A 23,829-nucleotide genomic window follows, 5' to 3' on the forward strand; every position below is an offset into this window, starting at 1 on the left:
CAAGCGTGACACCGGGGGTTATCGTGCTGGTTCCCCTGTGGTTTGGCCGGCCACCGGATGACCACCGGCCGAACGGGGCATCACCGGGGTGACCGCCGCCGACCACTTCACGAGGAGCCGCCTGATGTCCGATTTCGTACCCGGACTCGAGGGAGTCGTCGCGTTCGAGACGGAGATCGCCGAACCGGACAAGGAGGGGGGCGCCCTGCGCTACCGGGGCGTCGACATCGAGGATCTGGTCGGTCATGTCTCGTTCGGGAACGTGTGGGGGCTGCTGGTCGACGGGGCTTTCAATCCCGGGCTGCCGCCCGCCGAGCCGTTCCCGATTCCCGTCCACTCCGGTGACATCCGCGTGGACGTGCAGTCGGCGCTCGCCATGCTGGCGCCGGTGTGGGGGCTGAAACCGCTGCTCGACATCGACGAGCGGCAGGCGCGGGACGATCTGGCGCGGGCCGCCGTGATGGCGCTGTCCTACGTCGCCCAGTCGGCGCGCGGGCAGACGCTGCCGATGGTGCCGCAGCAGGAGATCGACAAGGCGAAGTCGGTGGTGGAGCGGTTCATGATCCGGTGGCGGGGGGAGCCGGATCCCAAGCATGTCGCCGCCGTGGACGCCTACTGGACGTCCGCCGCCGAGCACGGGATGAACGCCTCGACCTTCACGGCGCGGGTGATCGCGTCGACGGGTGCGGACGTCGCCGCCGCGCTGTCGGGGGCGGTCGGGGCGATGTCCGGGCCGCTGCACGGGGGTGCGCCCTCGCGCGTCCTCGGGATGATCGAGGAGATCGAGCGGACGGGGGACGCGGAGGCGTACGTCAGGCAGGCCCTGGACCGCGGTGAGCGGCTGATGGGGTTCGGGCACCGGGTGTACCGGGCCGAGGATCCGCGGGCGCGGGTGCTGCGGCGTACGGCGCGTGAGCTCGGGGCGCCGCGGTTCGAGGTGGCCGAGGCGTTGGAGAAGGCCGCGCTGGAGGAGCTGCACAATCGCCGGCCGGATCGGGTGCTGGCCACGAACGTGGAGTTCTGGGCGGCCATTGTGCTGGACTTCGCGGAGGTGCCGGCGCACATGTTCACGTCGATGTTCACGTGTGCGAGGACGGCTGGGTGGTCGGCGCACATTCTGGAGCAGAAGCGGACGGGGCGGCTGGTGCGGCCTTCTGCTCGGTATGTGGGGCCGGGGGTGCGTCGGCCGGAGGACATCGCCGGGTACGCGAATATCGCCCACTGAGCGGAGGTCGCCCACTGAGCGGGTGTCGCCCGCTGAGCGGGGTGCTCGGGGCGCGCGGGCGACTGCGGGCCGGTTGGAGCTGGTCGTGCCCGCGCGGCGGAGCCGCATGTCGATACGGACCCGCGCCCCCCGGGGAGTTCACGCCGCCGCTGTCAGCAAGTTGCCGTGGTGCCGCTCCGCCACCAGCGGGTGTGCCCTGAGCTTGCCCTTCAGTTCGTTGTAGCCGTACTCGGCGTACAGAGGGTTCGCCGGGTCGGTTGTGATGCCTGGGGCCTGCGCCGCGTGCGGGAAGGGCAGGGGCTCGACCCTGGCGTCCAGGCGGGGGTTGTAGAAGAACGGGACCGAGAAGCGTTCCGTGGCTCCGGGCGGGCTGACCACGCGGTGGTTGGTGGCGAGCAGGTAGCCGTTGGTGGCGACCTCCAGGAGTTCGCCGAGGTTGACGACGAAGGCGCCGTCGAGGGGCGGGACGTCGTGGAAGAGGCCGTCCTCGCGCTGGACCTGGAGGCCGCCGACGGTGTCCTGCAGGAGCAGGGTGAGGAAGCCGTAGTCCTTGTGGGCGCCGACGCCCTGGTCGGTACCGTCGCCCGCGCTGCCCGGGTAGCGGACGAGCTTGAGGTGCGGGTGGGCGTGGGTGCCGAAGACCGGGTCGTAGAAGCCGGCGGGGGCGCCGATGGCGGCGAGGAGCTCGTGCAGGAGGCGGTCGGCGACTCCGCTGAGCCGGTCGATCCAGGCGAGGGCCGCCGTGCGCAGCTCGGGGAGGGCGGTGGGCCACTGGTTGGGGCCCTGGAGCCACCAGTACGGGGGTTCGCCGGGGGCGGGGACGCGGGCGGGGCGTTCGGCGCCTATGTCGAGCTGGTCGCGCCAGTCGCGGGCGCCGGCGGTGCGTTCGTCGCCGGTGCGGGTGTAGCCGCGGAAATGGGGGGAGTTGACGTTGTCGAGGGCGAGGCGGTCGGCCTCGGGGAGGGCGAAGAAGGCACGCATGGCGGTGAGCAGCGCGTCGGTCTCGGCCCGGGTCACGCCGTGTCCGACGAGCTGGAAGAAGCCGACGTCGTGGGCGGCGCTGTGCAGCTGGGCGTGGAGCAGGGCCCGCGCCTGGGGGCCGCGGTCGGCGGCCGACAGGTCGATGATGGGGAGCTGGTCGTAGGACGGGGTCGCCGTCCCGGGGTGCGTGGTCATGGTGCGTCCGCGGGTGTACGGGGCACGGGTGGCCGCCGAGGGGTGTGACGGCCCCCGGGTGCCGGAAGAGGACCGGAAAGAAGCAAGGGAGAAGGGGGCTGGATCAGGCGGGCAGGCGCCGACAGCCCATGCTCGTGACGCGCACGTAGTCCACGTGGCGGCGGCGGACGAGCATCGGAAGCATGGGGCAAGAGTACTGCTCCGTGCCGGATACGGGTGTGGCGCGTCTCACGGGGTCAGAGCTTGCCCCACACGCGCACAGTGCGGTGTCCGCCCAGCGCGTCCGTGACCAGTGCGCGGAAGTCCTCGCCGAACTCGGGCCAGTTCCAGAACTCGAAGCCCAGGCAGGCGAAGGCGAAGTAGTCGTAGGCCCAGGTCCAGTCCGGGAGCGGGACCGGGGTGGCGCAGGCGGGGCAGATGACGTCGGCCGCTCCGCTCGCATGCCAACGGTCCATGGCCGTGCCGTACGGCTCCCAGGCCGCGTCGATCCGGTCGTACTCATCGGTGTACAGGCGGGTGGTGGTCGTGCAGCGGGGGCAGCGGACCCACTCGGGTTCGCCCTGGCCGCCGTGGAAGATCGTGCGCCCGGTGTACAGGGTGAGGCCGTCGCACGGCTTCTCGTCGGTGTCTGCCGGGTCGACCGCCCGGTCCCAGTGCGGGCCGGGCAGGTGGTGGCCGAAGGAGCGGTCGGCGCGCTCTGCCAGCACGATGCCTTCGGTCACGAGCCGGTCGAGGACTCGCTCGGCGAGGCGAGGCGCCTCGCCGGCGCCGGCGTCCAGGTCGACGATCGTCTGAAAGTGATCCCCCATGCCCACAACCGTAGTTGCCGCCACTGACAACGGCTCAGCCCAGGGCCTGCTCCAGCAGGTCGGCCCACTGGGCGACGACGCGTGCGCGGCGGGCGGTGTCGTCGGTGAGGAGGTTGGCGAGGCCGAGGCCGCGGGCCATGTCCAGGAGGCCCTGGACGGTTTCGCGGACGCCGGGGCGGGTCTCGTCGGCGCCGAGGAGGTCGACGGCGATGCGGTGGGTCTCGCGGCCGACGCGGGCCTCCAGCTCGGTCACGCGGGGCCGTAGCTGGTCCTCGTCGCAGGCGGCGACCCACAGGTGCAGGGCGGCGCGGAAGAGGGGGCCGGTGTAGAGGCCGACGAGGGCGGCGACCACGGCGCGGCGGTCGGTGGGGCCGGCCGGGAAGAGCGCCCGGAGTGCGGTGGAGCGCTCTTCGGCGACGTACTCGACGGCGGCCGTGAACAGGTCCTCGCGGGTCGGGAAGTGGTGCTGGGCGGCGCCGCGGGAGACTCCGGCGCGTTCGGCGACGACGGCGACGGTGGAGCCCGCCCAGCCGTGTTCGGCGAGGCAGGCCACGGCGGCCTCGAGGAGCCGCTGCCGGGTGGCCCGGCTGCGGTCCTGCTTGGGGCTGCGGTCCGGTTTGGGGCTGCGGTCCGGCTCCGGCTCCGGGTTCGGGTCCTGCCGGGTCACGTCGCCGCGTTCCGCCGTCGTGCTCATCCGGTCACACCACCCATGCCGCGTCCCGTCTTTCCAGGAAGGCCGTCATCCCCTCCCGGGCCTGTGCGGAGGAGAACAGCCGCGCCGAGAGCGCGGTCAGATCCGCCGCGTCCCGGTCGAATGTTTCCAGCACCCTAGCCGTGAGCAGCTGTTTCGTCTCGGCCAGGCCCTGGGGTGAGGAGCGGCGCAGTCCGTCGAGGATCGGGGCGAGGGCGTCGTCGACGTCGTCGGCGGTGACGGTGAGGAGTCCGACGCGTACGGCCTCGCACGCGTCGAAGCGTTCGCCGGTGAGGAAGTAGCGGGCCAGCGCGCGGGGGTCGGCGCGCGGGATCACCGGGAGGGAGATCACCGCGGGGGCGACGCCGATGCGGACCTCGGTGAAGGCGAAGGTGGCCTGGGTGGAGGCGGCGGTGATGTCGCAGGCGGCGAGGAGGCCGAGGCCGCCCGCGCGGACGTGGCCGGTGACCCGGGCGACGACGGGTCTGCGCAGGTCGAGGATCTGCCGGAGCAGGCCGGTGAGCGCGTCGGGGTCGGGCGGGTCGCGCAGATCGGCGCCGGCGCAGAAGGTGGAGCCGGTGTGGGTGAGGACGACGGCGCGTACGTCCGGGTCCTTGCCGCAGTCGGTGAGGGCGTCGGCGAGGTCGGCGACGAGGGCGGCCGAGAGGGCGTTGCGGGTGTCGGTGGCGTCGAGGCTGAGGGTTTCGACGGCACGCGCGCGTGTGCGGCTGATCGATGTCACGGCAGCTCCCTCAGTTCCCGGCGCAGGATCTTGCCGGAGGCGGCACGGGGGACGGTGTGTATGAAGGTGACCTGGCGGATGCGTTTGTAGGGGGCCACGCGTTCGGCGACGTACAGCATGATCGTGTTCTCCGTGAGCTCCTCGGCGGCTTCCGGCCGGCGGACGACGAAGGCGTGCGGGACCTCGTTGCCGTCGCCGTCGTAGGAGCCGATGACGGCGGCGTCGGCGATGCCGGGATGGGTGAGCAGCAGGGCCTCCAGTTCGGCGGGGGCCACCTGGAAGCCCTTGTACTTGATGAGCTCCTTCACCCGGTCCACGACGAACAGCCAGCCGCCCCCGTCGACGTGCCCCACGTCTCCAGTGTGCAGCCAGCCGTCGGCGTCGATCAGCGCGGCGGTGGCGTCGGGGCGGCCGAGGTAGCCCTTCATCACCTGGGGGCCGCGGATGAGGATCTCGCCGGGCTCGCCGGTGCCGAGGTCCTTGTCGGGGTCGTCCAGGGAGACGATGCGCATCTCGGTGCCGGCGATGAGCCTGCCGACGGTGCCGGCGGGGGCGTCGTGCAGCCGGTCGAGGGGCACGACGTGGGTGCCGGGGGACAGTTCCGTCATGCCGTAGGCCTGGCCGATCGGGGGCAGGCCGAGCCGCTGCGAGCAGGCGTCGGCGAGGTGGGCGTCCAGCGGGGCGGCGGCGCTGATGACGTACTTCAGGGAGGACAGGTCGTACCGGGCGACCGCCGGATGCTTGGCGAGGGCGAGGACGATCGGCGGGGCGACGTACAGACCGGTGATGCGGTGGTTCTCGATGGCCGCGAGGAAGGTCTCCAGGTCGAAGCGGGGCAGGACGACGACCGTGGCGCCCTTGCGCAGGGGCGCGTTCATCAGGGCGGTGAGGCCGTAGATGTGGAAGAAGGGCAGGACGGCGAGGATGCGGTCGCCGGGGGCGGCCGGTACGGCGGGCTCCAGCTGGGCGAGGTTGGTGGCGATCTGCCGGTGCGTGAGCATCACGCCCTTGGGGATGCCGGTGGTGCCGGAGGAGTACGGCAGCGCGGCGACGTCCTCGGCCGGGTCGAGGGCGGGCTGTGGCTCGGGGGCGGTGGTGGCGAGCATGTCGATGAGCGACCGGTGTCCGGGCGCGCTGTCGCAGACGAATATCTCCCGTATGCCGCCCGCGATTTCGGCGGCGCGGCGGGCCGTCTCCAGCAGGGGTGAGACGGTGACGATCCAGCGCGCACCGCTGTCGCCGAGCTGTTTGGCGAACTCCTCGGGTGTGGCGAGCGGATGCGCCGTGGTGACGGTGGCACCCGCGCGCGTGGCCGCGTAGAAGGCGGTCGGGAAGGCGATGGTGTTGGGGCTGTGCAGGGCGAGGACGTCGCCCTTGCGGACGCCCGCGTCGGCGAGACCGGCGGCGACGCGCCGGTGGAACCGGTCCACCTGCTCGTACGTGAGCGTGGTGCCGTCCGTGCCGTCGATCAGGGCGGGACGCTCGCCGAACTCGGCGGCGCGCCCCAGGACGGCGTCGTGGATGGGGAGTGCCACGGGCGGAACGTCTGCGTACTCGCTGCGGAACACGGTTCCTCCTCGCACAGGGCGATCAGTACGACTTGGGCAGGCCCAGGGTCTGGTGAGACACGTAGTTGAGAATCATCTCCCGGCTCACCGGGGCAATACGAGCCACGCGTGCGGCCGTTATCAGCGAGGCGAGGCCGAACTCGCGCGTGAGCCCGTTGCCGCCGAGGGTGTGCACGGCCTGGTCGACGGCTTTCACGCAGGCCTCCCCGGCCGCGTACTTGGCCATGTTGGCGGCCTCGCCCGCGCCGATGTCGTCGCCGGCGTCGTAGAGGTGCGCCGCCTTCTGCATCATCAGCCGGGCCAGTTCCAGGTCGATGTGCGCCTGCGCCAGCGGGTGGGCGATGGCCTGGTGGGCGCCGATCGGGGACTTCCAGACCGTACGGTCGCGGGCGTACTCGACGGCCTTGGCGAGGGCGTAGCGGCCCATCCCGACGGCGAACGCGGCGGTCATGATCCGCTCGGGGTTCAGCCCGGCGAACAACTGGAGCAGACCGGCGTCCTCGTCGCCCACGAGCGCGTCGGCGGACAGCCGCACGTCGTCCAGGACAAGCTCGAACTGCTTCTCGGCGGCGCCCAGTTCCATGTCGATCGGGCGCTTCTGGAAGCCCTCGGCGTCCGTCGGGACGATGAACAGGCAGGGCTTGAGGCGCCCGGTGCGGGCGTCTTCGGTACGGCCGACGATCAGGACGGCGTCCGCCATGTCGACACCGGAGATGAAGACTTTCCGGCCGGTGAGGAGCCAGTCGGCGCCGTCGCGGCGGGCAGTGGTGGTGATCCGGTGGGAGTTCGAGCCGGCATCGGGTTCGGTGATGCCGAAGGCCATGAGGCGGGTGCCGTCGGCGATTCCGGGGAGCCATGTCTGTTTCTGGGCCTCGGTGCCGAAGCGGGAGATCACGGTGCCGCAGATGGCCGGGGAGACCACCAGCATGAGCAGCGGGGAGCCCGCGGCGCCCAGCTCTTCGAGGACGATGGAGAGTTCGGCTATGCCGCCGCCTCCGCCTCCGTACTCCTCGGGGAGGTTGACGCCGAGGTAGCCGAGTTTGCCGGCCTCGGCCCAGAGTTCGGTGGGCGGCTTCCCGGCGGCTACCGCCTGTACGAGGTAGTCGCGGCCGTAGCGCTTGCCGAGGGCCGCTACCGCCGAGCGGAGGGCTTTGTGCTCTTCGGTTTCGATGACGGGAGACATGAGGCTCCTAAGAAGAGGTTTCCTGCACGACGGCGAGCAACATTCCTGGTTCCACCTGCTGGCCGGTCTTCGCATGCAGCGCGGTCAGCGTTCCTGTGACCGGCGCCGAGATCTGGTGCTGCATCTTCATCGCCTCCAGCCAGATGAGTCCCTGACCGGCCTGAACCGTTGCCCCGTCCGTCAGGCCCTCGGCGATCCGTACGACCGTGCCCGGCATCGGGGCGAGGAGGGAGCCGGGGGCGAGCAGGGTGGTGGGGTCGGGGAAGCGGGGCAGGGCGGTGAGGCGGGTGGCGCCCACGTACACCTCCTCGCCGTAGCGGGCGATCGTGAACCTCCGCTCCACGCCGTCCACTTCGAGTACGACCAGACGCTCCCCGGCGTGCACGACCCGCACCCCGTCCGCCGCCAGCCCCTCCCGGGTGTGCCGGTAGTGGACCTCGTGCTCCTCCCCCGCCAGCTCGTACCGCTTGACCTGCGGCTGCGAGGGCAGGTTGCGCCAGCCGCCGAAGCGGGAGCGACCGTGGGCGTCGGCGAGTGCAGCGGCCAGGGGGGCGTACGGGTCGGGCGTGGGCTCGGTCAGTGCGGCGAGGTGGCGGTCGTAGAAGCCCGTGTCCATGCGGGCCGCCGCGAACTCCTCGTGCCGCAGGGAGCGGACCAGCAGCTCCCGGTTGGTGACCGGGCCGTGGATCTCCGCGCGCTCCAGTGCGCCGGCGAGCCGGCGGATCGCCTCCGCGCGGGTCGGTGCGTGGGCGACGGCCTTGGCGATCATCGCGTCGTAGTGGACGCCGATGGTGTCGCCGTCGGTGTAACCGGTGTCCAGGCGGACGCCGGCCGGTACGGCGAGGTGGTGCAGGGTGCCGGTCTGCGGGGCCCAGGCGTGGGCGGGGTCCTCGGCGTACAGGCGGGCCTCGACGGCGTGGCCACGCGCGCGTGGCGGCTCTTTTGCGAGGGCCCCGCCCTCCGCGATGCGGAGCTGTTCGGCGACCAGGTCGATGCCGAACAGCTCCTCGGTCACGGGGTGTTCGACCTGGAGGCGGGTGTTCATCTCCAGGAAGTGGGCGCGGCCGTCGGCGACGAGGAACTCGACGGTGCCGGCGCCGACGTAGGCGACGGCGCACGCGGCCTGCACGGCCAGCGCGTACAGGTCCTGCGTGAGCTGCTGGGAGAGGCCGGGCGCCGGGGCCTCCTCGATGACCTTCTGGTGGCGGCGCTGCAGGGAGCAGTCGCGGGTGCCGAGGGTCCAGACGGTGCCGTGGGTGTCGGCGAGGATCTGCACCTCGACGTGGCGGCCGTGCTCCAGGTAGGGCTCGATGAACACCTCGCCGTCGCCGAAGGCGCTCGCTGCCTCGGCGCGCGCGTCTTCCAGCGCGGCGCTCAGCTCCTCCGGACGGCGCACGATCCGCATCCCGCGCCCCCCGCCGCCGGCGGCCGCCTTCACCAGCACCGGCAGATCGGCCTCGGTGACGTCGGTCTCGGCGAGGGACGCGATCCCCATCAGCTCCTTCGCGCGGGTCTTGGACGCCATCGCCTCGATGGCCTCGGGCGGCGGGCCGATCCAGATCAGGCCGGCGTCGAGGACGGCCCGCGCGAAGTCGGGGTTCTCGGAGAGGAAGCCGTAACCGGGGTGCACGGCGTCCGCGCCCGCGGCGAGGGCCGCCTTCACGATCAGGTCGCCGCGCAGATACGTCTCGGCGGGCGCCGCGCCCGGCAGCCGTACCGACGTGTCGGCCACGCGCGCGTGGAGCGCGTTCTCGTCGGCGTCCGAGTGCACGGCGACCGTCCGGATTCCCCCCTCACGGCAGGTACGGAAGATCCGGCAGGCGATCTCGCCCCGGTTGGCGACGAGCAGTGTCGAAATCACGGAGTCCCTCATATCCGTCATGACCGTCACATCCGGAAGACGCCGAAGCCGCCGCGCGCGCCCTCGTAGGGAGCGGTGTGGAGGGCGGACAGGCACAGGCCGAGGACGGTGCGGGTGTCGCGCGGGTCGATGACGCCGTCGTCGTACAGCCGCCCGGACAGGAACATCGGCAGCGACTCGGACTCGATCTGCTGCTCCACCATGGCGCGCAGGGCGGCGTCCGCGTCCGCGGCCTTTTCGTCGTATGGCTGTCCCTTCGCCGCCGCCGACTGCCGGGCGACGATCGACAGCACGCCGGCGAGCTGCTGCGGGCCCATGACGGCGGACTTGGCGCTGGGCCAGGCGAACAGGAAGCGGGGGTCGTAGGCACGCCCGCACATGCCGTAGTGGCCGGCGCCGTACGACGCCCCCATGAGCACCGACAGGTGCGGGACCCGGCTGTTGCTGACCGCGTTGATCATCATCGAGCCGTGCTTGATGATCCCGCCCTGCTCGTACTCCTTGCCCACCATGTAGCCGGTGGTGTTGTGCAGGAAGAGCAGCGGGATGTCGCGCTGGTTGGCGAGCTGGATGAACTGGGCGGCCTTCTGGGACTCGGCGCTGAAGAGCACCCCCTGGGCATTGGCCAGCACCCCCACCGGATATCCGTGCAGCGCCGCCCAGCCGGTCACCAGGCTGGTCCCGTACAGCGGTTTGAACTCGTCGAAGTCGGAGGCGTCGACGATCCGGGCGATGACCGCGCGCGGGTCGAAGGGGGTCTTGAGGTCGCCGGGGACGATGCCCAGGAGCTCCTCCGGGTCGTACTTGGGCGGGGCCGCCGGGCCGGGGTCCGGGTGGGCCTTGCGGTGGTTGAGGCGGGCCACCACCCGGCGGGCCTGCCGCAGGGCGTCCGGCTCGTCCACGGCGAAGTAGTCCGCGAGGCCCGACACGCGCGCGTGCATCTCGGCGCCGCCCAGGGACTCGTCGTCACTCTCCTCGCCGGTGGCCATCTTCACCAGCGGCGGCCCGCCGAGGAAGACCTTCGCCCGCTCCTTGACCATGATCACGTGGTCGGACATGCCGGGGATGTAGGCCCCGCCGGCGGTGGAGTTGCCGAAGACGACGGCGACGGTCGGGATCCCGGCGGCGGAGAGGCGGGTGAGGTCGCGGAAGATGGCGCCGCCCGGGATGAAGATCTCCTTCTGGGACGGCAGGTCCGCGCCCCCGGACTCCACCAGGGAGATGCAGGGCAGCCGGTTGGTGAGGGCGATGTCGTTCGCCCGCAGGGCCTTCTTCAGGCTCCACGGGTTGCTCGCGCCGCCGCGCACGGTCGGGTCGTTCGCGGTGATCAGGCACTCCACGCCCTCGACCACACCGATACCGGTGACGAGCGAGGCGCCGACCGTGTAGTCGCTCCCCCAGGCGGCGAGCGGGGACAGCTCCAGGAAGGGCGTGTCGGGGTCGAGGAGCAGCTCGATGCGCTCGCGGGCCGGCAACTTGCCGCGGTCGCGGTGCCTTTGCACGTACTTCTCGCCGCCGCCCGCGAGCGCCTTGGCGTGCTCGGCGTCGAGTTCGGCGAGCTTGGCGAGCATGGCCTCGCGGTTGGCCCGGTGGTCGGGGCCGGCCGGGTCCAGAGCCGAGGTCAGGATGGTCACAGCAAGGCCTCCGGGATGTCCAGGTGGCGGGAGCGCAGCCATTCGCCGAGGGCCTTGGCCTGCGGGTCGAAGCGGGCCTGGGCGGCGACGCCCGCGCCGAGGATGCCCTCGACGACGAAGTTGACCGCGCGGAGGTTCGGCAGCAGGTGCCGGGTGACGGGGAGGTCCCGGCTCTCCGGAATCAGCTGCCGGAACCTTTCGGCGGTCAGCTCGTGCGCGAGCCACCGCCAGGCCTCGTCGGTACGGGCCCAGACACCGACGTTGGCGTTCCCGCCCTTGTCCCCGCTGCGGGCCCCGGCGACCAGGCCGAGGGGTGCGCGGCGGGTCGGCCCGGGCGGCAGGGGCTCCGGGAGGTCCGGGTCCGGTACGGCCTCCAGGGGCCGCGTCTCCTGGGGCGGCGCCACAGCGATGCGGCGCCCGTCATGGAGTACGGCCCTATGGTCTACGGCGCCATGGGGGACGTACACATCCTCGAAGACCCCATAAGGCGAGCCCTTCCCCGGTGGTGAGAGCACATGGAAGCCCGGGTAGCTGCCCAGCGCCAGCTCCACGGCGGCCCCGCTCAGTGCCCGCCCGACGACCCGCTCGTCCGCGTCCCGTACGACGAGCCGCAGCAGGGCGCTCGCGGTCTCCTCGGTGCCGGCGTCGGCCCGGTCGGTGCGCACCAGCTCCCAACGCGCCTCGGAGGGCGGCGACTTGGCGAGCGCGTCGGTGAGCTGCGCCTGCACCAGCCCGGCCTTGGCCTCGATGTCGAGTCCGGTGAGGACGAAGACGACCTCGTTGCGGAAGCCCCCGAGCCGGTTGAGCCCGACCTTCAGGCTCGGCGGCGGCGCCTCGCCCCGCACACCCTCGATCCGCACCCGGTCCGGCCCGTCCTGGCTCAGCCGTACGGTGTCCAGCCGGGCGGTGACATCGGGCCCGGCGTACCGGCCGCCACCGGTCTCGTACAGCAGCTGGGCCGTGACCGTACCGACGTCGACGAACCCGCCGGTGCCGGGGTGCTTGGTGACGACGCTGCTGCCGTCGGCGTGGATCTCGGCGAGCGGGAAGCCGGGCCGGCGTACGTCCCCCTCCCGGAAGAACGCGTAGTTCCCGCCGGTGGCCTGCGTCCCGCACTCCAGCACATGCCCGGCGACGACGGCGCCCGCGAGCCGGTCGTGATCGGTGGGACCCCAGCCGAAACGGGCGGCGGCGGGCCCGGTGACGAGGGCCGCGTCGGTCACGCGCCCGGTGACGACGATGTCCGCGCCCGCCCGAAGACACTCGGCGATCCCGAAGCCGCCGAGGTAGGCGTGGGCGGCGAGGGTGCCGGGGTGGGAGGCGGTGAGGTCGTCGCCCTCGACGTGCGCGACGCGGACCGGAATGCCGAGCCGGTCGGCCAGCTCCCGTACGGCGGAGGCCAGTCCGGCCGAGTTGAGCCCCCCGGCGTTGGTGACGATCTTCACCCCCCGCTCGTGGGCGAGGCCGAGGCAGTCCTCCAGCTGACGCAGGAGGGTGCGGGCGTAACCGGCGCCGGGGTCCTTCAGCCGGTCGCGGGCGAGGATCAGCATGGTGAGCTCGGCGAGGTAGTCGCCGGTGAGGATGTCGACCTCGCCGCCGGTGAGCATCTCGCGCAGGGCGTCGGATCGGTCGCCGTAGAAGCCGGAGAAGTTGCCGATCCGCAGCACCGTCATGCCGGGGCCCCCTTCGGCGGGCGACCGCCGCCGGGCGGGCCCGCGAAGGCCTGGGCGATGTCCAGCCAGCGGTCGGCGTCCGGACCGACGGCGGTCAGGGCGAGGTCGGAGCGGTGGGCGCGCTGGGTGACGAGGAGGCAGAAGTCGAGGGCGGGGCCGGTGACGCGCTGCGGGGCGTTCTCGGGGCCGTACGCCCACACCTCGCCTGACACTGAGGTGAGTTCCACGCGGAACTCTTCGGCGGGCGGGGTGATCTGGTGGACGGTGTGGGCGAAGTCCCGGGTGCGGACCCCGAGTCGGACCACATGCCTGAGCCGGTCGGTGGGGGGCCGGACCACACCCAGGGCGTCGGCGATGTCCAGGCCGTGGGCCCAGGTCTCCATGAGGCGGGCGGTGGCCATGGAGGCGGCCGACATGGGCGGGCCGTACCAGGGGAAACGGGCGCCGGGCGGTGCGGCGCGCAGCGCCCGCTCGAGGGCCTCGCGCCCGGTGCGCCAGGTCCGCAGCAACTCGGCGGGTGCGAGCCGGGCGCCTTCCTCGGCGCCCTCGTCCACGAAGGAGCCGGGGGCGGCGAGCGCCTTCTCGACCAGTGCGCGGAAGGCGTCCGCGTCGGTGACGGCGAGCAGCGCCGACCGGTCGGTCCAGGCGAGGTGGGCGATCTGGTGGGCGACGGTCCAGCCGGGAGCGGGGCTGGGCAGCACCCACCGGTCGGGCGCCAACTCGGCCACCAGTCGGTCCAGTTCGTCGCTCTCGGCACGCAGGTCGTCGATGACGGGCGTCGGGTCGGCCATGGGGGGAGCATGGCAGTGGCCATAGAAACAATCAAGCGTGCTTGCATGAATTTGCCGGACGAGTTTCCGAGGGTCGCTCCCTCACGCCGATGCCCGGTGCCGCCTCCGCATGCCGACGTCCGGTGCCGCCCCCTCACACCGCTTCCACCGGCGGATACACCGGCTCCCAGCGCGCCGCGCGCACCGCCGCCTCGATGCCGTCGCCGGCCAGGCCGGCCCGGGCGACACCGTCCGCCATCGCCGCACGGACCACGGACACGGCGACCTCTTCCGACGTGCCGCGCAGGTCGCGGATGGGCGGGAGCACCGGCGCGTTCAGCCGGGCCACGTCGGCGTCACCGGTCCGGCGTGCCACCGCGTCCGCCGCCGCGCGGAGCATGCGGTCGGTGACGCGGGACGCGCGTGCGACGATCACGCCGAGGCCCAGACCGGGGAAGACCAGGGCGTTGTTGGCCTGGCCGATCTCGTACGTCGTCCCGTCCCGCTCGACCGGCGCGAACGGGCTGCCCGTGGCCACCAGTGCCCTGCCGTCCGTCCAGTCGAGCAGGTCGGCGGGGGTGGCCTCGGCAAGGTGGGTGGGGTTCGACATGGGCAGGATGATGGGCCGCTCGGTGTGCCCGGCCATCTCCCGGACGATCGCCTCCGTGAAGGCGCCGCGCTGGCCGGAGGTGCCGATCAGGATGGTCGGACGGATCCTGTGGACCACCTCGTCGAGGGGGATGCCGGGCAGGCTGTCGTCGCGCCGCCAGCCGTCGACCTCGCCGGCGGGGCGGGCGTAGGGCTGCTGGAAGTCGCGGAGTTTGTCGCCCTGGTCGTCGGTGAGCAGCCCGTACCGGTCCACACACCAGAAACGGGCGGTGGCCTGCTCGGTGGTGAGGCCTTCGGCGACCAGGGCGTCCCGCAGCTGGTCGGCGACGCCGATACCGGCCGTACCGGCGCCGAACACCACGAACCGGTGCTCGGGCAGAGGCACCCCGGCGGCGCGTGCTCCGGACAGCACGGCGGCGAGGTTCACGGCACCCGTGCCCTGGATGTCGTCGTTGAAGGTGCAGACCCGGTTCCGGTAACGGTTGAGGATCCGGCGGGCGTTGGCGGTGCCGAAGTCCTCCCAGTGCAGCAGGGCGTTGGGGAAGAGTCTGCTCGCGGTGCCGACGTAGGCGTCGATGAAGGCGTCGTAGGTGTCGCGGTCGGCGCGGGGGTGGCGGTTGCCGAGGTAGAGGGGGTTGTCGAGGAGTTCCTTGCGGTTGGTGCCGACGTCGAGCATGACCGGCAGGGTGCGGCGCGGGTCGATGCCGGCGGCGGCCGTGTAGACGGCGAGCTTGCCGACCGCGATGTCGATGCCGCCCACGCCCCAGTCGCCGATGCCGAGGATGCCCTCGCCGTCGGTGGCCACGATCAGATCGACGTCGTCGGCGCCGAGACCGCTCGCGCGCAGGGAGCGCTCGATGTCGTCGGGGGCGTCCACGGAGAGGTAGATGCCACGCGGGCGGCGGTACTCGTAGCTGTAGCGCTCGATGGCCGTGCCCACGGTGGGGGTGTACACGATGGGCAGCATCTCTTCGAGGTGGTCGCCGACGAGCCGGTAGAACAGGGTCTCGTTGCGGTCGTGCAGGTGGGTCAGGTTGACGTTCTTGGCCAGGTCGTTCGGCTGCTCCCGGTACTGGGCGTAGGCGCGTTCGGCCTGCTCGTCCTGGGTGAGCACGTGGGGCGGGACCAGGCCGACGAGGTCCAGGGCCCGGCGTTCGGCCTCGGTGAACGCCGTCCCGCGGTTGATCCGGGGGTCGGCGAGCACGGCACGGCCACGGGCGGTGATCTTCAGTGGGCGGGGAGCGGAGTCGCTGTTGCCGGTCACCTTGACCACTTTCCCACAAACCCCGATCCGTCGCGCACTCGGACGGCTACTCTCCGTTACTGGCACGGGACGCGCTCCTCGTCGAGGAAGCCGGTGCGGTGCCCGACGAAGCGGAGGCCGTTCGGCGGCACCTCCTCCACCGCCACGGAGACGTCCGGTTGCCCCGGCTCGTACCGGCTCGGCCACTCACCGCCGACGTCCGTCTGGAGGAAGGCGCCGTCCCGGCAGGAAGACCTGCGCGGGGCGGGTGAGCGACTGCTTCGTGACCGGCGGAGGCGGACGTCGGGTCGGCGCTGCAGGAAGGGGAGGCGCCGTTGCCGTCCGGCCACCGCTCGGGCTCGTGCCTCCAGCGCGGCCGGCCGTCGGCTCCGTACACCGTCACGACGCCATTGCCGCACACCGCGGGGCCCGCGTACGGCAGCGGGGACGCGAAGTCGTGCGGTGCGCCGGGCGACGGGGACGGCCACCGGCGGGGTTCGGCCACGGCGCGGGAGCGGTCCTCGGTGACACGGGCCACGGCGACCCTTGGCCTCCATGACCAGCCAGTTGGACCGGCCCGGGTCAGAAAGGAGTGGCACCGCCCGAACCGCTCGCCGAACCCGGGGAGTTCCTCCTCGGCGAGGAGCTTGGCTGTGAGGCGGTCGCCGGCATGGGACCGCATGGTGTCAGGCCGGTCCGTCAGGCCTCCGGCACCGGTTCCACCCTGGCCTTGCCCCGGCCCACCTGGGTGCGGACCGCGCCGATGCTCGCCGCGATGACCAGGGCGATGGCGGCGGCCTCCGGCAGGGACAGGGACTGGCCGAGGATGAGGAAGCCGGCCGTCGCGGCGATCGCCGGTTCGAGGCTCATCAGGATCGCGAAGGTGGAGGCGGGCAGGCGGCGCAGGGCCAGGAGTTCGAGGGTGTAGGGGAGGACGGAGGAGAGCAGGGCCACCGCCGAACCGAGGGCGATGGTCGTGGGGTTCAGGAGGCGGGCGCCCGATGCGGTGATGCCGATCGGGAGGAAGAGGAGGGCCGCTATGGCCATGGCCAGGGCCAGGCCGTCCGCCTGGGGGAAGCGGCGGCCCGTACGGGCGCTGAAGAGTATGTAGATCGCCCACATGGCGCCGGCGCCCAGGGCGAATCCGACACCTGTGGGGTCGAGGCTGCTGAAGCCGCCGCCGCTCAGCAGGAAGACGCCCAACAGGGCCAGGCCCGCCCACAGCGCGTTGATCGCGCGGCGGGAGGTCAGGACCGAGAGGGTCAGGGGGCCGAGGACCTCCAGGGTGACCGCCGGGCCCAGGGGGATGCGGGCGACCGCCTCGTAGAAGAGGCCGTTCATCGCACCCATGGCGATGCCGAAGGCGATCACCGTGCCCCAGTCCGCACGGGAGTGGCCACGCAGCCGGGGGCGGCAGACGAGGAGGAGGACCACGGCCGCCGCGAGGAGGCGGAGGGCGACGACGCCCGGCGCGCCGGCCCTCGGCATCAGGGTCACCGCCAGGGCCCCGCCGAACTGGACCGAGATGCCGCCGGCCAGCACCAGGCCCACGGGGCCGAGTGAACCGACGCGGCTCTGCCGTCCGGCGGGAACGACCGGAGTCGGGGCTTCAGTGCTGGAGGTCGCGGTCACGGGCGGTCCTGTGCTTGATCGGGTTTGTTCAGCTCGATGTACTATCGAGTCCAGGGTAATGGACTTTGACAGGTGCGTGAACCCTTGACGGCACTGTCCCGGATGCTGGGATCCAGCGGCGCTCAGATGCCCGGCCAGGCCTCCTCGTCCCGGAAGAGGGGGCGGCCGTCGGGGAGGGTGGTGGGGATGGGGGTGGGGATGGGGGTGGCGTAGGGGTCGTCACCGTACGGCTGCGGGTACGCCGGCGTGCGGTCGTACTCGTACGTGTACGGGGGAGCCGGCGCGGGCGCCTGCCGCTCCTCCCACAGCGGCATGCGCAGCTCGCCGGTGTCCATCACCGCGTTGTTCTGCGAGCGGTGCAGGCGCCAGTACGCGCCGCCGTGGGCCAGGAGTTCCTCGTGGCGGCCGCTCTCCACGATCCGGCCCCGGTCGATCACCAGGATGCGGTCGGCGTCGGGGGCGAGGTTGAGGTCGTGGGTGATCATGATCGTCGTACGGCCTGCCATCAGGCGGCGCAGGGGTTTGACGACGCGGCGGGCGGCCATCGCGTCCAGGCCCGTCGTCGGCTCGTCCAGGACCAGGACGGGGGCGTCGCGCAGGATGGCGCGGGCGATGGCCAGGCGCTGGAGCTGGCCGCCGGACAGGCGGGCCGAGTTGGGGTCGACCCGGGTGTCGTATCCGCCGGGCAACCGCGAGATGAACTCGTGCGCGTCGGCCGCCCGCGCCGCCTCCTCGATGGCCTGGCCGCTGGCGCCGGGCCGGCCGCAGGCGATGTTGGCGCGGACCGTGTCGTGCAGCACGAGGGTCTCCTGCGGGAGGAGGGTGACGTACGCGCGGAGGCGGGCCAGCGGGAAGTCGCGCAGGGGTACGCCGTCCAGGAGGACGTCTCCGGAGTCCGGGTCGTAGAAGCGCAGCAGGAGCTTGGAGACCGTGGACTTGCCGGCGCCGCTCGGGCCGGTGACGATCACCAGCTCGCCGGGGCTGACCGTGAAGGAGAGGTCGTGGAGGGCGGCCTGCTCGGCGCCGGGGTAGCGGAAGGTCACGTCCCTGACCTCGACCGTGCCGTCCGGGCGGCCGGTGTCCGCGGGACGGCGCGGGTCGGTGACCGAGGGGCGGACGTCCAGGATCTCGATGAGCCGCTCGGCACCCGCCGTGGCGGCGGTGACGGTGAGGCCGAGCTGGGCGAGGCCCCGCACCGGGGGGTAGAGGTAGCCGAGGAAGGCGGCGAAGGCCAGGAGCCGGCCGAGGGTCATCCGGCCCGTGGAGATCTCCCAGGCGCCGATGCCGATCACGGCGAGCACGCACACCGTCTCGATGACCTGGACGAGCTGCTCGTACGCCTCGTTCAGGCGGGTGGAGCGGACCGAGGCGCGGAACCAGGCGTTGGCCTCCTCGCGCAGCCGGCGGCGTTCGGCGTCCCGGCGGTCGTAGGCCTGGGTGAGCACGATGTTGCCGAGGGACTCCTCCACCACGGAGGTGATCGCACCGTCGGCGACCCGGCCCTCGCGGGAGACGTCCTTGATGGAACCGGAGAACCGGCGTGCGGCCAGCCAGAACAGGGGCGCGAGGACGAAGGTGGCGGCGGCCAGGTCCCAGCGCAGCCAGAACGCGGCGGCCGCGTAGAAGAGGGCGGAGAAGGCGGCCGAGGCGGCGCCGACCAGGCCGGACACGACCATCGTCTCGATCGCCTCGACGTCGCCGGTCAGCCGGGAGAGCAGATCGCCCTGGCGGTGGCGCTGGAAGAAGTGCGGTGGCAGCTGCTGGACGTGGTCGAAGACGTGCTCGCGCAGCCGTATCACGAACCGTTCGGTCACCCAGGCGGCAAGGGAGTTGCCGGCGTAGGCGACGACGGCGCCGGCCACCGCGACGCCCAGCCACGTGCCCGCCGGGCGCCAGAACGCGGCCAGTGAGCCCTTCTGCAGGGCGTGGTCGGTGAGGTCGCCGAACAGCAGGATGGCCTCGGTCTCGGCGAGCGCGGCGAGGACCGTGCACAGCCAGACCAGCAGCAGCCACTTTCTGAGTCCCTTGGTCAGCGGCCAGAAACGACGGAATGCGGTACGGGCCGGAATGGTCGGGGTGCCGTACTCGAATTCGTCACCCTCTTCATCCACAACGGATTCCCTTCTGAAATCACCGTCCCGAGGAAAACAAAAAGGGGCCGACGGTGCACCATCGGCCCCTTTCAGTTCAGCGCCGGATCAGTGGTCCTGGCCGGGCAGCGGCTTGGGCAGCGGCTTCGGGGCGTGCTTCTTCCTGGGCTTCGGCGGGGGCGGGGGCGGCAGCTGCTTCTTCGGCTTCGGGGGCAGCGGGGCGAGCTTCTTCAGGCTCATTTCCGACTCCTCATGTCGCACTGTACTTGTGGGTGTTGAATTCCGCGTCCGGAACCCGACACCGAAGAACGTACACGCCTCTCATGTTCCCGAACGGCAAAAACGGCAAAGGGGCGCTGTGAATCCCCTTGGAAATGCTGGGTGTTGGTTCACGAAGCTGAGAGTGCCCTCAGCGCAGGGTCATGTAGACGTCAAGTGCCTTGTGCAGCAGGCGGTTCAGCGGGAAGTCCCACTCGCCCACGTACTCCACGGCCTCGCCGCCCGCGCCCACCTTGAAGCGGAGCAGGCCGAGCAGATGGTCGGACTCCTCCAGGGTGTCGGTGATGCCCCGGAAGTCGTAGACGTGCGCGCCCAGTTCGTGCGCGTCGCTCATCATCCGCCACTGCATCGCGTTGTTGGGCTGCACCTCGCGCTTGCGGGCGGTGGAGGCGCCGTAGGAGTACCAGACGTGCCCGCCGACGACCAGCATCGTGGCCGCGGCGAGAACGTCGCCGTCGTGGTGGGCGAGGTACAGCCGCATCCGGTCGGGGTCCTCGGCGGTGAGCGCGTTCCACATGCGCTGGAAGTACGGCAGCGGGCGGGGGATGAACCGGTCGCGCCGGGCCGTCTCGGTGTACAGCTCGTAGAAGACCGGCAGGTCCTCGAAGCCGCCCCGGACGACCTTCACCCCCGCCTTCTCGGCCTTCTTGACGTTGCGCCGCCACTGCTGGTTGAGGCCCCGGTGGATGTCGTCCAGCGACCGCCCGGCCAAGGGCACCTGGCAGACGTACCGGGGCTGCCCGGCGGCGAATCCCTCCTCGCCGCCGGGCTCGGCCTGCCGCCAGCCCATCCGGCGCAGCCGTCCGGCCAGGTCCGCGGCGCCCTGTTCGGACGAGGTCGGCGGTACGTCCCGCAGCCGGTGCGCCTCCGGGTCGGCGATCGCGGCCTTGACCGCCTCGGGACTCCAGCGCCGGGCCACCACGGGCGGGCCCATCTTCACCGAGAACGCGCCCAGGCCCTTGAGATGGGCCAGCATCGGCTCCAGCCAGCGCTCCAGCTCCGGGGAGTCCCAGTCGATGACCGGCCCCTCCGGCAGATAGGCCAGATACCGCCTGATCCTCGGCAGCGGCCTGAGCAGCACCAGCCCGGCCCCGACGAGCCGCCCGTCCGGCTCGAACCATCCGAGGCTCTCCGCCTTCCAGTCCGCCTTCACATCCCCCCACGACGGCACCTGCATATGGCTGACGGAGGGCCGGTCCGCCACGAAGGCGAGATGCTCGGCACGGGTGAGGGGGCGGAGGGTGAGGGACATGCGCACTCCTTGGACCTCGCAAGATCACAGTTCGTTTCACCCTACGAAGCTCCCCGCGCGTCGTTCGGTTCCCAGGCCGTCGGCACCCTCGGCCCGTGCGCACAGCTCAGCCCTACGGCCCTGCGCCAGCCACGGCACGTCCGCGGTGTCGGCACCCTCGGCCCGTGCGCACAGCTCAGCCCTACGGCCCTGCGCCAGCCACGGCACGTCCGCGGTGTCGGCCCCGCCGAGCACCGCGTCCCGGCCCGTGCAGACCCGGGCACCTGACTCCCGCGTTCCCCGGCACCCTGCCGCCCGGTCACCGCCGATCACCCGGTTGCCCGTTCCCCGGCACCCTGCCGCCCGGTCACCGCTGATCACCCGGCTGCCTCACCTCCCCCTGTGTCCCCCTGTCCAGCGCCTCCGCCAGCACCTCCGCCAGATGCCGGCCCCGGACCCCGGCGAGCTGTTCCAGCTGGGTGCGGCAGGAGAAGCCGTCGGCGAGGATCAGTGCCTCCTGCGGTGCCTGGCGTACCGAGGGCAGGAGCTGTTCCTCCGCGCAGGCTCTCGACACCTCGAAGTGACCCTTCTCGAAGCCGAAGTTGCCCGCGAGGCCGCAGCAGCCGCCGCTCAGCTCGCCGGTGAGGCCCGCGGCGGCGCGCAGTCGGCGGTCGGGGGTGTCGCCGAGGACCGCGTGCTGGTGGCAGTGGGTCTGGCCGGCGACCGGGCGGTCCACGGCGGGCGGGGTCCAGTGCGGGGCGTGCCGCTGAAGGGCCTCGGCGAAGGTGACGACGGCCGAGGCGAGCCGGGCCGCGCGCGGGTCGTCGTGCAGCAGCTCGGGCAGGTCGGTGCGGAGGGCCGCGGCACAGCTCGGCTCCAGGACGACGACCGGAGCCCCGGACCGCAGCACCGGCTCCATCAGGTCCAGGGTGCGCCCCAGGACCGTGCGGGCGCGGTCGAGCTGGCCGGTGGAGAGATAGGTGAGGCCGCAGCAGACCCGGGCCCGGCGGGCGGTGAGCAGTGCGCCGGCCGACCTGGAGCGGCGGTCGCCGATACCGCCCTCGCCGATCCGCCCCCCGCGCGGCAGCAGCGTCGGCGGCAGGGCCACCCGCAGCCCGGCGGCCTCCAGCACCCGGACGGCGGCCCGGCCGACGGACGGCGACAGATGCTCGGTGAAGGTGTCCGGCCAGAGCACGACCAGGTCCCCCGGGCCGGAACCCTCCGGCACCGGACCCCCGCCGCCGGGGGCGGGCTTCCTGCCGCGCCACCAGGCGGTGAACGTCCGTGTCGCCAGCAGGGGAATCTCCCGCTCGGCCGCGATCCCGCCCAGACGCCTGCCCACCAGGGCCAACGGCCGTATCGAGGCGAGGGCGTTGAGCAGCGGGGCCGTGCGGGTGGCGGCGACCCAGCGCAGCCACTGGGGCAGCCGGCCCATGGTGAGGTGGGCGGCGGGACGGCGCCGGCCGGCGTAGTGGTGGTGCAGGAACTCCGCCTTGTAGGTGGCCATGTCGACGCCGACCGGGCAGTCGGAGCGGCAGCCCTTGCAGGACAGGCACAGGTCGAGGGCGTCACGGACCTCCGTCGAACGCCAGCCGTCGGTGACCAGTTCGCCGGCCAGCATCTCGTGCAGCAGCCGGGCCCGGCCGCGCGTGGAGTGCTCCTCCGCGCCGGTCGCGCGGAAGGAAGGGCACATCACGGCGGGCCCGGACGCCGTGGTCGTACGGCACTTGGCGACGCCGACGCAGCGGCGGACGGCGGCGCTGAAGTCGCCCTCGTCGGCCGGATAGCCGAAGGCCACGTCGACGGGCTTCGCGGGCAGGACGGAGAAGCGGAGGTTCGCGTCCAGCGGGGCCGGCCGGACGAGCATGCCGGGGTTGAGCAGGTCGTCGGGGTCCCAGACCGCCTTGGCCCGCTCGAAGAGCCGGACCGTCTCCGCGCCGTACATGCGCGGCAGCAGCTCCGCGCGGGCCTGCCCGTCGCCGTGCTCCCCGGACAGCGAGCCGCCGTGCTCCACCACCAGGCCGGCCAGTTCCTCGGAGAAGCGGCGGAAGCGGCCGACGCCGGCCTCGGTGAGCAGGTCGAAGTCGATGCGGACGTGGATGCAGCCGTCGCCGAAGTGGCCGTACGGCGTGCCGCGCAGGCCGTGCGCCGACAGCAGGGCGCGGAAGTCCCGCAGATAGGGGCCGAGCCGGGCGGGCGGCACCGCGCAGTCCTCCCAGCCGGGCCAGGCCTCGCTGCCGTCCGGCATACGGGTGGCCGTGCCGCTCGCGTCCTCGCGGATGCGCCACAGGGTCCGCTGGGCGGCCGGGTCGGTCACCACCAGGGAGTCGATCACTTCGGCCGCGCGGACGATGTCCTCCGCACGCGCGCGTGCCTCGGCCGCCGACTCCCCGCCGGTCTCCACGAACAGCCAGGCGCCCCCCTTGGGCAGCCCGGCGGGCGAGCGCACCAGGTCGGCCGCCATGCCCTCCACGGTGAGCGGGCCGAGCGGCAGCAGCCCGGCGGCGGCCTCGGCGGCGGCGCTCTCGTCGCCGTACGCCAGCACGGCCAGGGCACGTGCGCGAGGGGCCTCGACCAGCTGGACGACGGCCTCGGTGAGGATGCCGAGGGTGCCTTCGGAACCGCAGAAGGAGCGGGCGACATCGGCGCCCTTCTCGGGCAGCAGCGCGTCCAGCGCATAGCCGGAGATGCGGCGGGGCAGTTCCGGGAAACCGGTGCGCAGCCGCGCCAGTTCGCCCTCCGCCAGCTCGCGAAGACCGTCCGGCGCTCCGGCCCAGTCCCGGCCGAGTCGCAGCCGGCGCCCGCGCGCGGTGACGACGGACAGCTCCCGCACGCTGTCCGCGGTCGTGCCCCAGGCGACCGAGTGCGAGCCGCAGGAGTTGTTGCCGATCATCCCGCCGAGCGTGCACCGGCTGTGCGTGGAGGGGTCCGGGCCGAAACGCAGGCCGTGCGGGGCGGCCGCCTCCTGCAGCCGGTCGAGGACGAGCCCCGGTTGGACGACGGCCGTACGGGTGCCGGGGTCCAGCTCCAGCAGGCCGTTCATATGCCGGGTGAAGTCCAGCACCACGCCGGTGCCGGTCGCCTGTCCGGCGATCGACGTGCCCCCGCCGCGCGCCACCACCGGGACGCCGCGCGCCCGGCAGACTGCCAGCACGGCGGCCACGTCGCCGGCGTCTCTCGGGGCGACCACGCCCGCCGGGACACGCCGGTAGTTGGACGCGTCCATGGTGACCAGCGCCCGGGAGGTGGTGTCGAAACCGACCTCGCCCCGGACGGCGCCGCGCAGCTCCGCTTCGAGACCCGAGTGATCCGTCATGCGTCCAGGATGCATCCGCTCACGGACAGTCACCGAGAGTTTTCCACAGCCCCGCACATATGGTCGTACAAGGTTGTCGCGCTCGTCGGGCTCCTCG

Annotated in this window: 17 protein-coding genes; 1 reads left to right on the plus strand and 16 read right to left on the minus strand. The window is 72.6% G+C overall.

All coding sequences use genetic code 11. The annotated features are described in order from the left end of the window. Positions 1-124 precede the first annotated feature (124 nt). Entirely contained in the window at positions 125-1,225 is a 1,101-nt protein-coding gene (locus SRB17_RS30250) for a citrate synthase 2 (protein WP_153543313.1), read from the plus strand. 138 nt (positions 1,226-1,363) lie between these two features. Here the strand turns inward: SRB17_RS30250 and SRB17_RS30255 are convergent, their stop codons facing one another. The 16 genes from SRB17_RS30255 to SRB17_RS30325 all read right to left on the minus strand — a co-directional run bounded on the left by SRB17_RS30255 (position 1,364) and on the right by SRB17_RS30325 (position 23,732). Beyond that, positions 1,364-2,401 carry an isopenicillin N synthase family dioxygenase gene (locus tag SRB17_RS30255; RefSeq protein ID WP_153543314.1) on the minus strand — a complete coding sequence of 346 codons (1,038 nt, stop codon included), beginning with the start codon at positions 2,399-2,401 and terminating at the stop codon, positions 1,364-1,366. A 236-nt stretch (positions 2,402-2,637) separates the two neighbouring features. Then, positions 2,638-3,210 carry a hypothetical protein gene (locus tag SRB17_RS30260; RefSeq protein WP_153543315.1) on the minus strand — a complete coding sequence of 191 codons (573 nt, stop codon included), beginning with the start codon at positions 3,208-3,210 and terminating at the stop codon, positions 2,638-2,640. Positions 3,211-3,244: 34 nt separating this feature from the next. After that, positions 3,245-3,904, minus strand: coding sequence for a TetR/AcrR family transcriptional regulator (locus SRB17_RS30265; RefSeq protein ID WP_228396355.1), 660 nt, complete (start codon positions 3,902-3,904; stop codon positions 3,245-3,247). Positions 3,905-3,908: 4 nt separating this feature from the next. Continuing rightward, on the minus strand, positions 3,909-4,643 hold the full coding sequence (locus SRB17_RS30270) for an enoyl-CoA hydratase family protein (RefSeq protein ID WP_323376448.1): 735 nt from the start codon (positions 4,641-4,643) through the stop codon (positions 3,909-3,911). Next, on the minus strand, positions 4,640-6,211 hold the full coding sequence (locus SRB17_RS30275) for a 4-coumarate--CoA ligase family protein (RefSeq protein ID WP_323376449.1): 1,572 nt from the start codon (positions 6,209-6,211) through the stop codon (positions 4,640-4,642). The genes SRB17_RS30270 and SRB17_RS30275 overlap by 4 nt, the downstream gene beginning before the upstream one ends. Before the next feature lie 22 nt (positions 6,212-6,233). After that, entirely contained in the window at positions 6,234-7,394 is a 1,161-nt protein-coding gene (locus SRB17_RS30280; protein ID WP_153543316.1) for an acyl-CoA dehydrogenase family protein, read from the minus strand. Positions 7,395-7,401: 7 nt separating this feature from the next. After that, positions 7,402-9,255, minus strand: coding sequence for an acetyl/propionyl/methylcrotonyl-CoA carboxylase subunit alpha (locus SRB17_RS30285; protein WP_323376450.1), 1,854 nt, complete (start codon positions 9,253-9,255; stop codon positions 7,402-7,404). A 26-nt stretch (positions 9,256-9,281) separates the two neighbouring features. Next, entirely contained in the window at positions 9,282-10,889 is a 1,608-nt protein-coding gene (locus SRB17_RS30290; RefSeq protein ID WP_323376451.1) for an acyl-CoA carboxylase subunit beta, read from the minus strand. Continuing rightward, complete coding sequence (locus SRB17_RS30295) at positions 10,886-12,562, minus strand: acyclic terpene utilization AtuA family protein (RefSeq protein WP_153543318.1); 1,677 nt, start codon at positions 12,560-12,562, stop codon at positions 10,886-10,888. The genes SRB17_RS30290 and SRB17_RS30295 overlap by 4 nt, the downstream gene beginning before the upstream one ends. Continuing rightward, entirely contained in the window at positions 12,559-13,353 is a 795-nt protein-coding gene (locus SRB17_RS30300) for a TIGR03084 family metal-binding protein (protein ID WP_153543319.1), read from the minus strand. The genes SRB17_RS30295 and SRB17_RS30300 overlap by 4 nt, the downstream gene beginning before the upstream one ends. A 133-nt stretch (positions 13,354-13,486) precedes the next feature. After that, the gene (locus tag SRB17_RS30305) at positions 13,487-15,205 is read right to left on the minus strand and encodes an NAD-dependent malic enzyme (RefSeq protein ID WP_323376453.1); all 1,719 of its coding nucleotides are present in this window, start codon (positions 15,203-15,205) and stop codon (positions 13,487-13,489) included. A gap of 678 nt (positions 15,206-15,883) precedes the next feature. Beyond that, entirely contained in the window at positions 15,884-16,816 is a 933-nt protein-coding gene (locus SRB17_RS30310) for an EamA family transporter (protein ID WP_323376454.1), read from the minus strand. A 122-nt stretch (positions 16,817-16,938) separates the two neighbouring features. After that, positions 16,939-18,927, minus strand: coding sequence for an ABC transporter ATP-binding protein (locus tag SRB17_RS30315; RefSeq protein ID WP_323376455.1), 1,989 nt, complete (start codon positions 18,925-18,927; stop codon positions 16,939-16,941). An 87-nt stretch (positions 18,928-19,014) separates the two neighbouring features. Next, positions 19,015-19,146, minus strand: coding sequence for a hypothetical protein (locus SRB17_RS47675; RefSeq protein WP_267133461.1), 132 nt, complete (start codon positions 19,144-19,146; stop codon positions 19,015-19,017). A 169-nt stretch (positions 19,147-19,315) separates the two neighbouring features. After that, positions 19,316-20,437, minus strand: a complete 1,122-nt coding sequence (locus tag SRB17_RS30320; protein ID WP_153543321.1) for a lipid II:glycine glycyltransferase FemX — start codon at positions 20,435-20,437, stop codon at positions 19,316-19,318. A 346-nt stretch (positions 20,438-20,783) separates the two neighbouring features. Beyond that, positions 20,784-23,732, minus strand: coding sequence for an FAD-binding and (Fe-S)-binding domain-containing protein (locus SRB17_RS30325; protein WP_153543322.1), 2,949 nt, complete (start codon positions 23,730-23,732; stop codon positions 20,784-20,786). Between the last annotated feature and the right edge of the window lie 97 nt (positions 23,733-23,829).

The organism is Streptomyces sp. RB17, assembly GCF_009604455.1.
Lineage (GTDB): Bacteria > Actinomycetota > Actinomycetes > Streptomycetales > Streptomycetaceae > Streptomyces.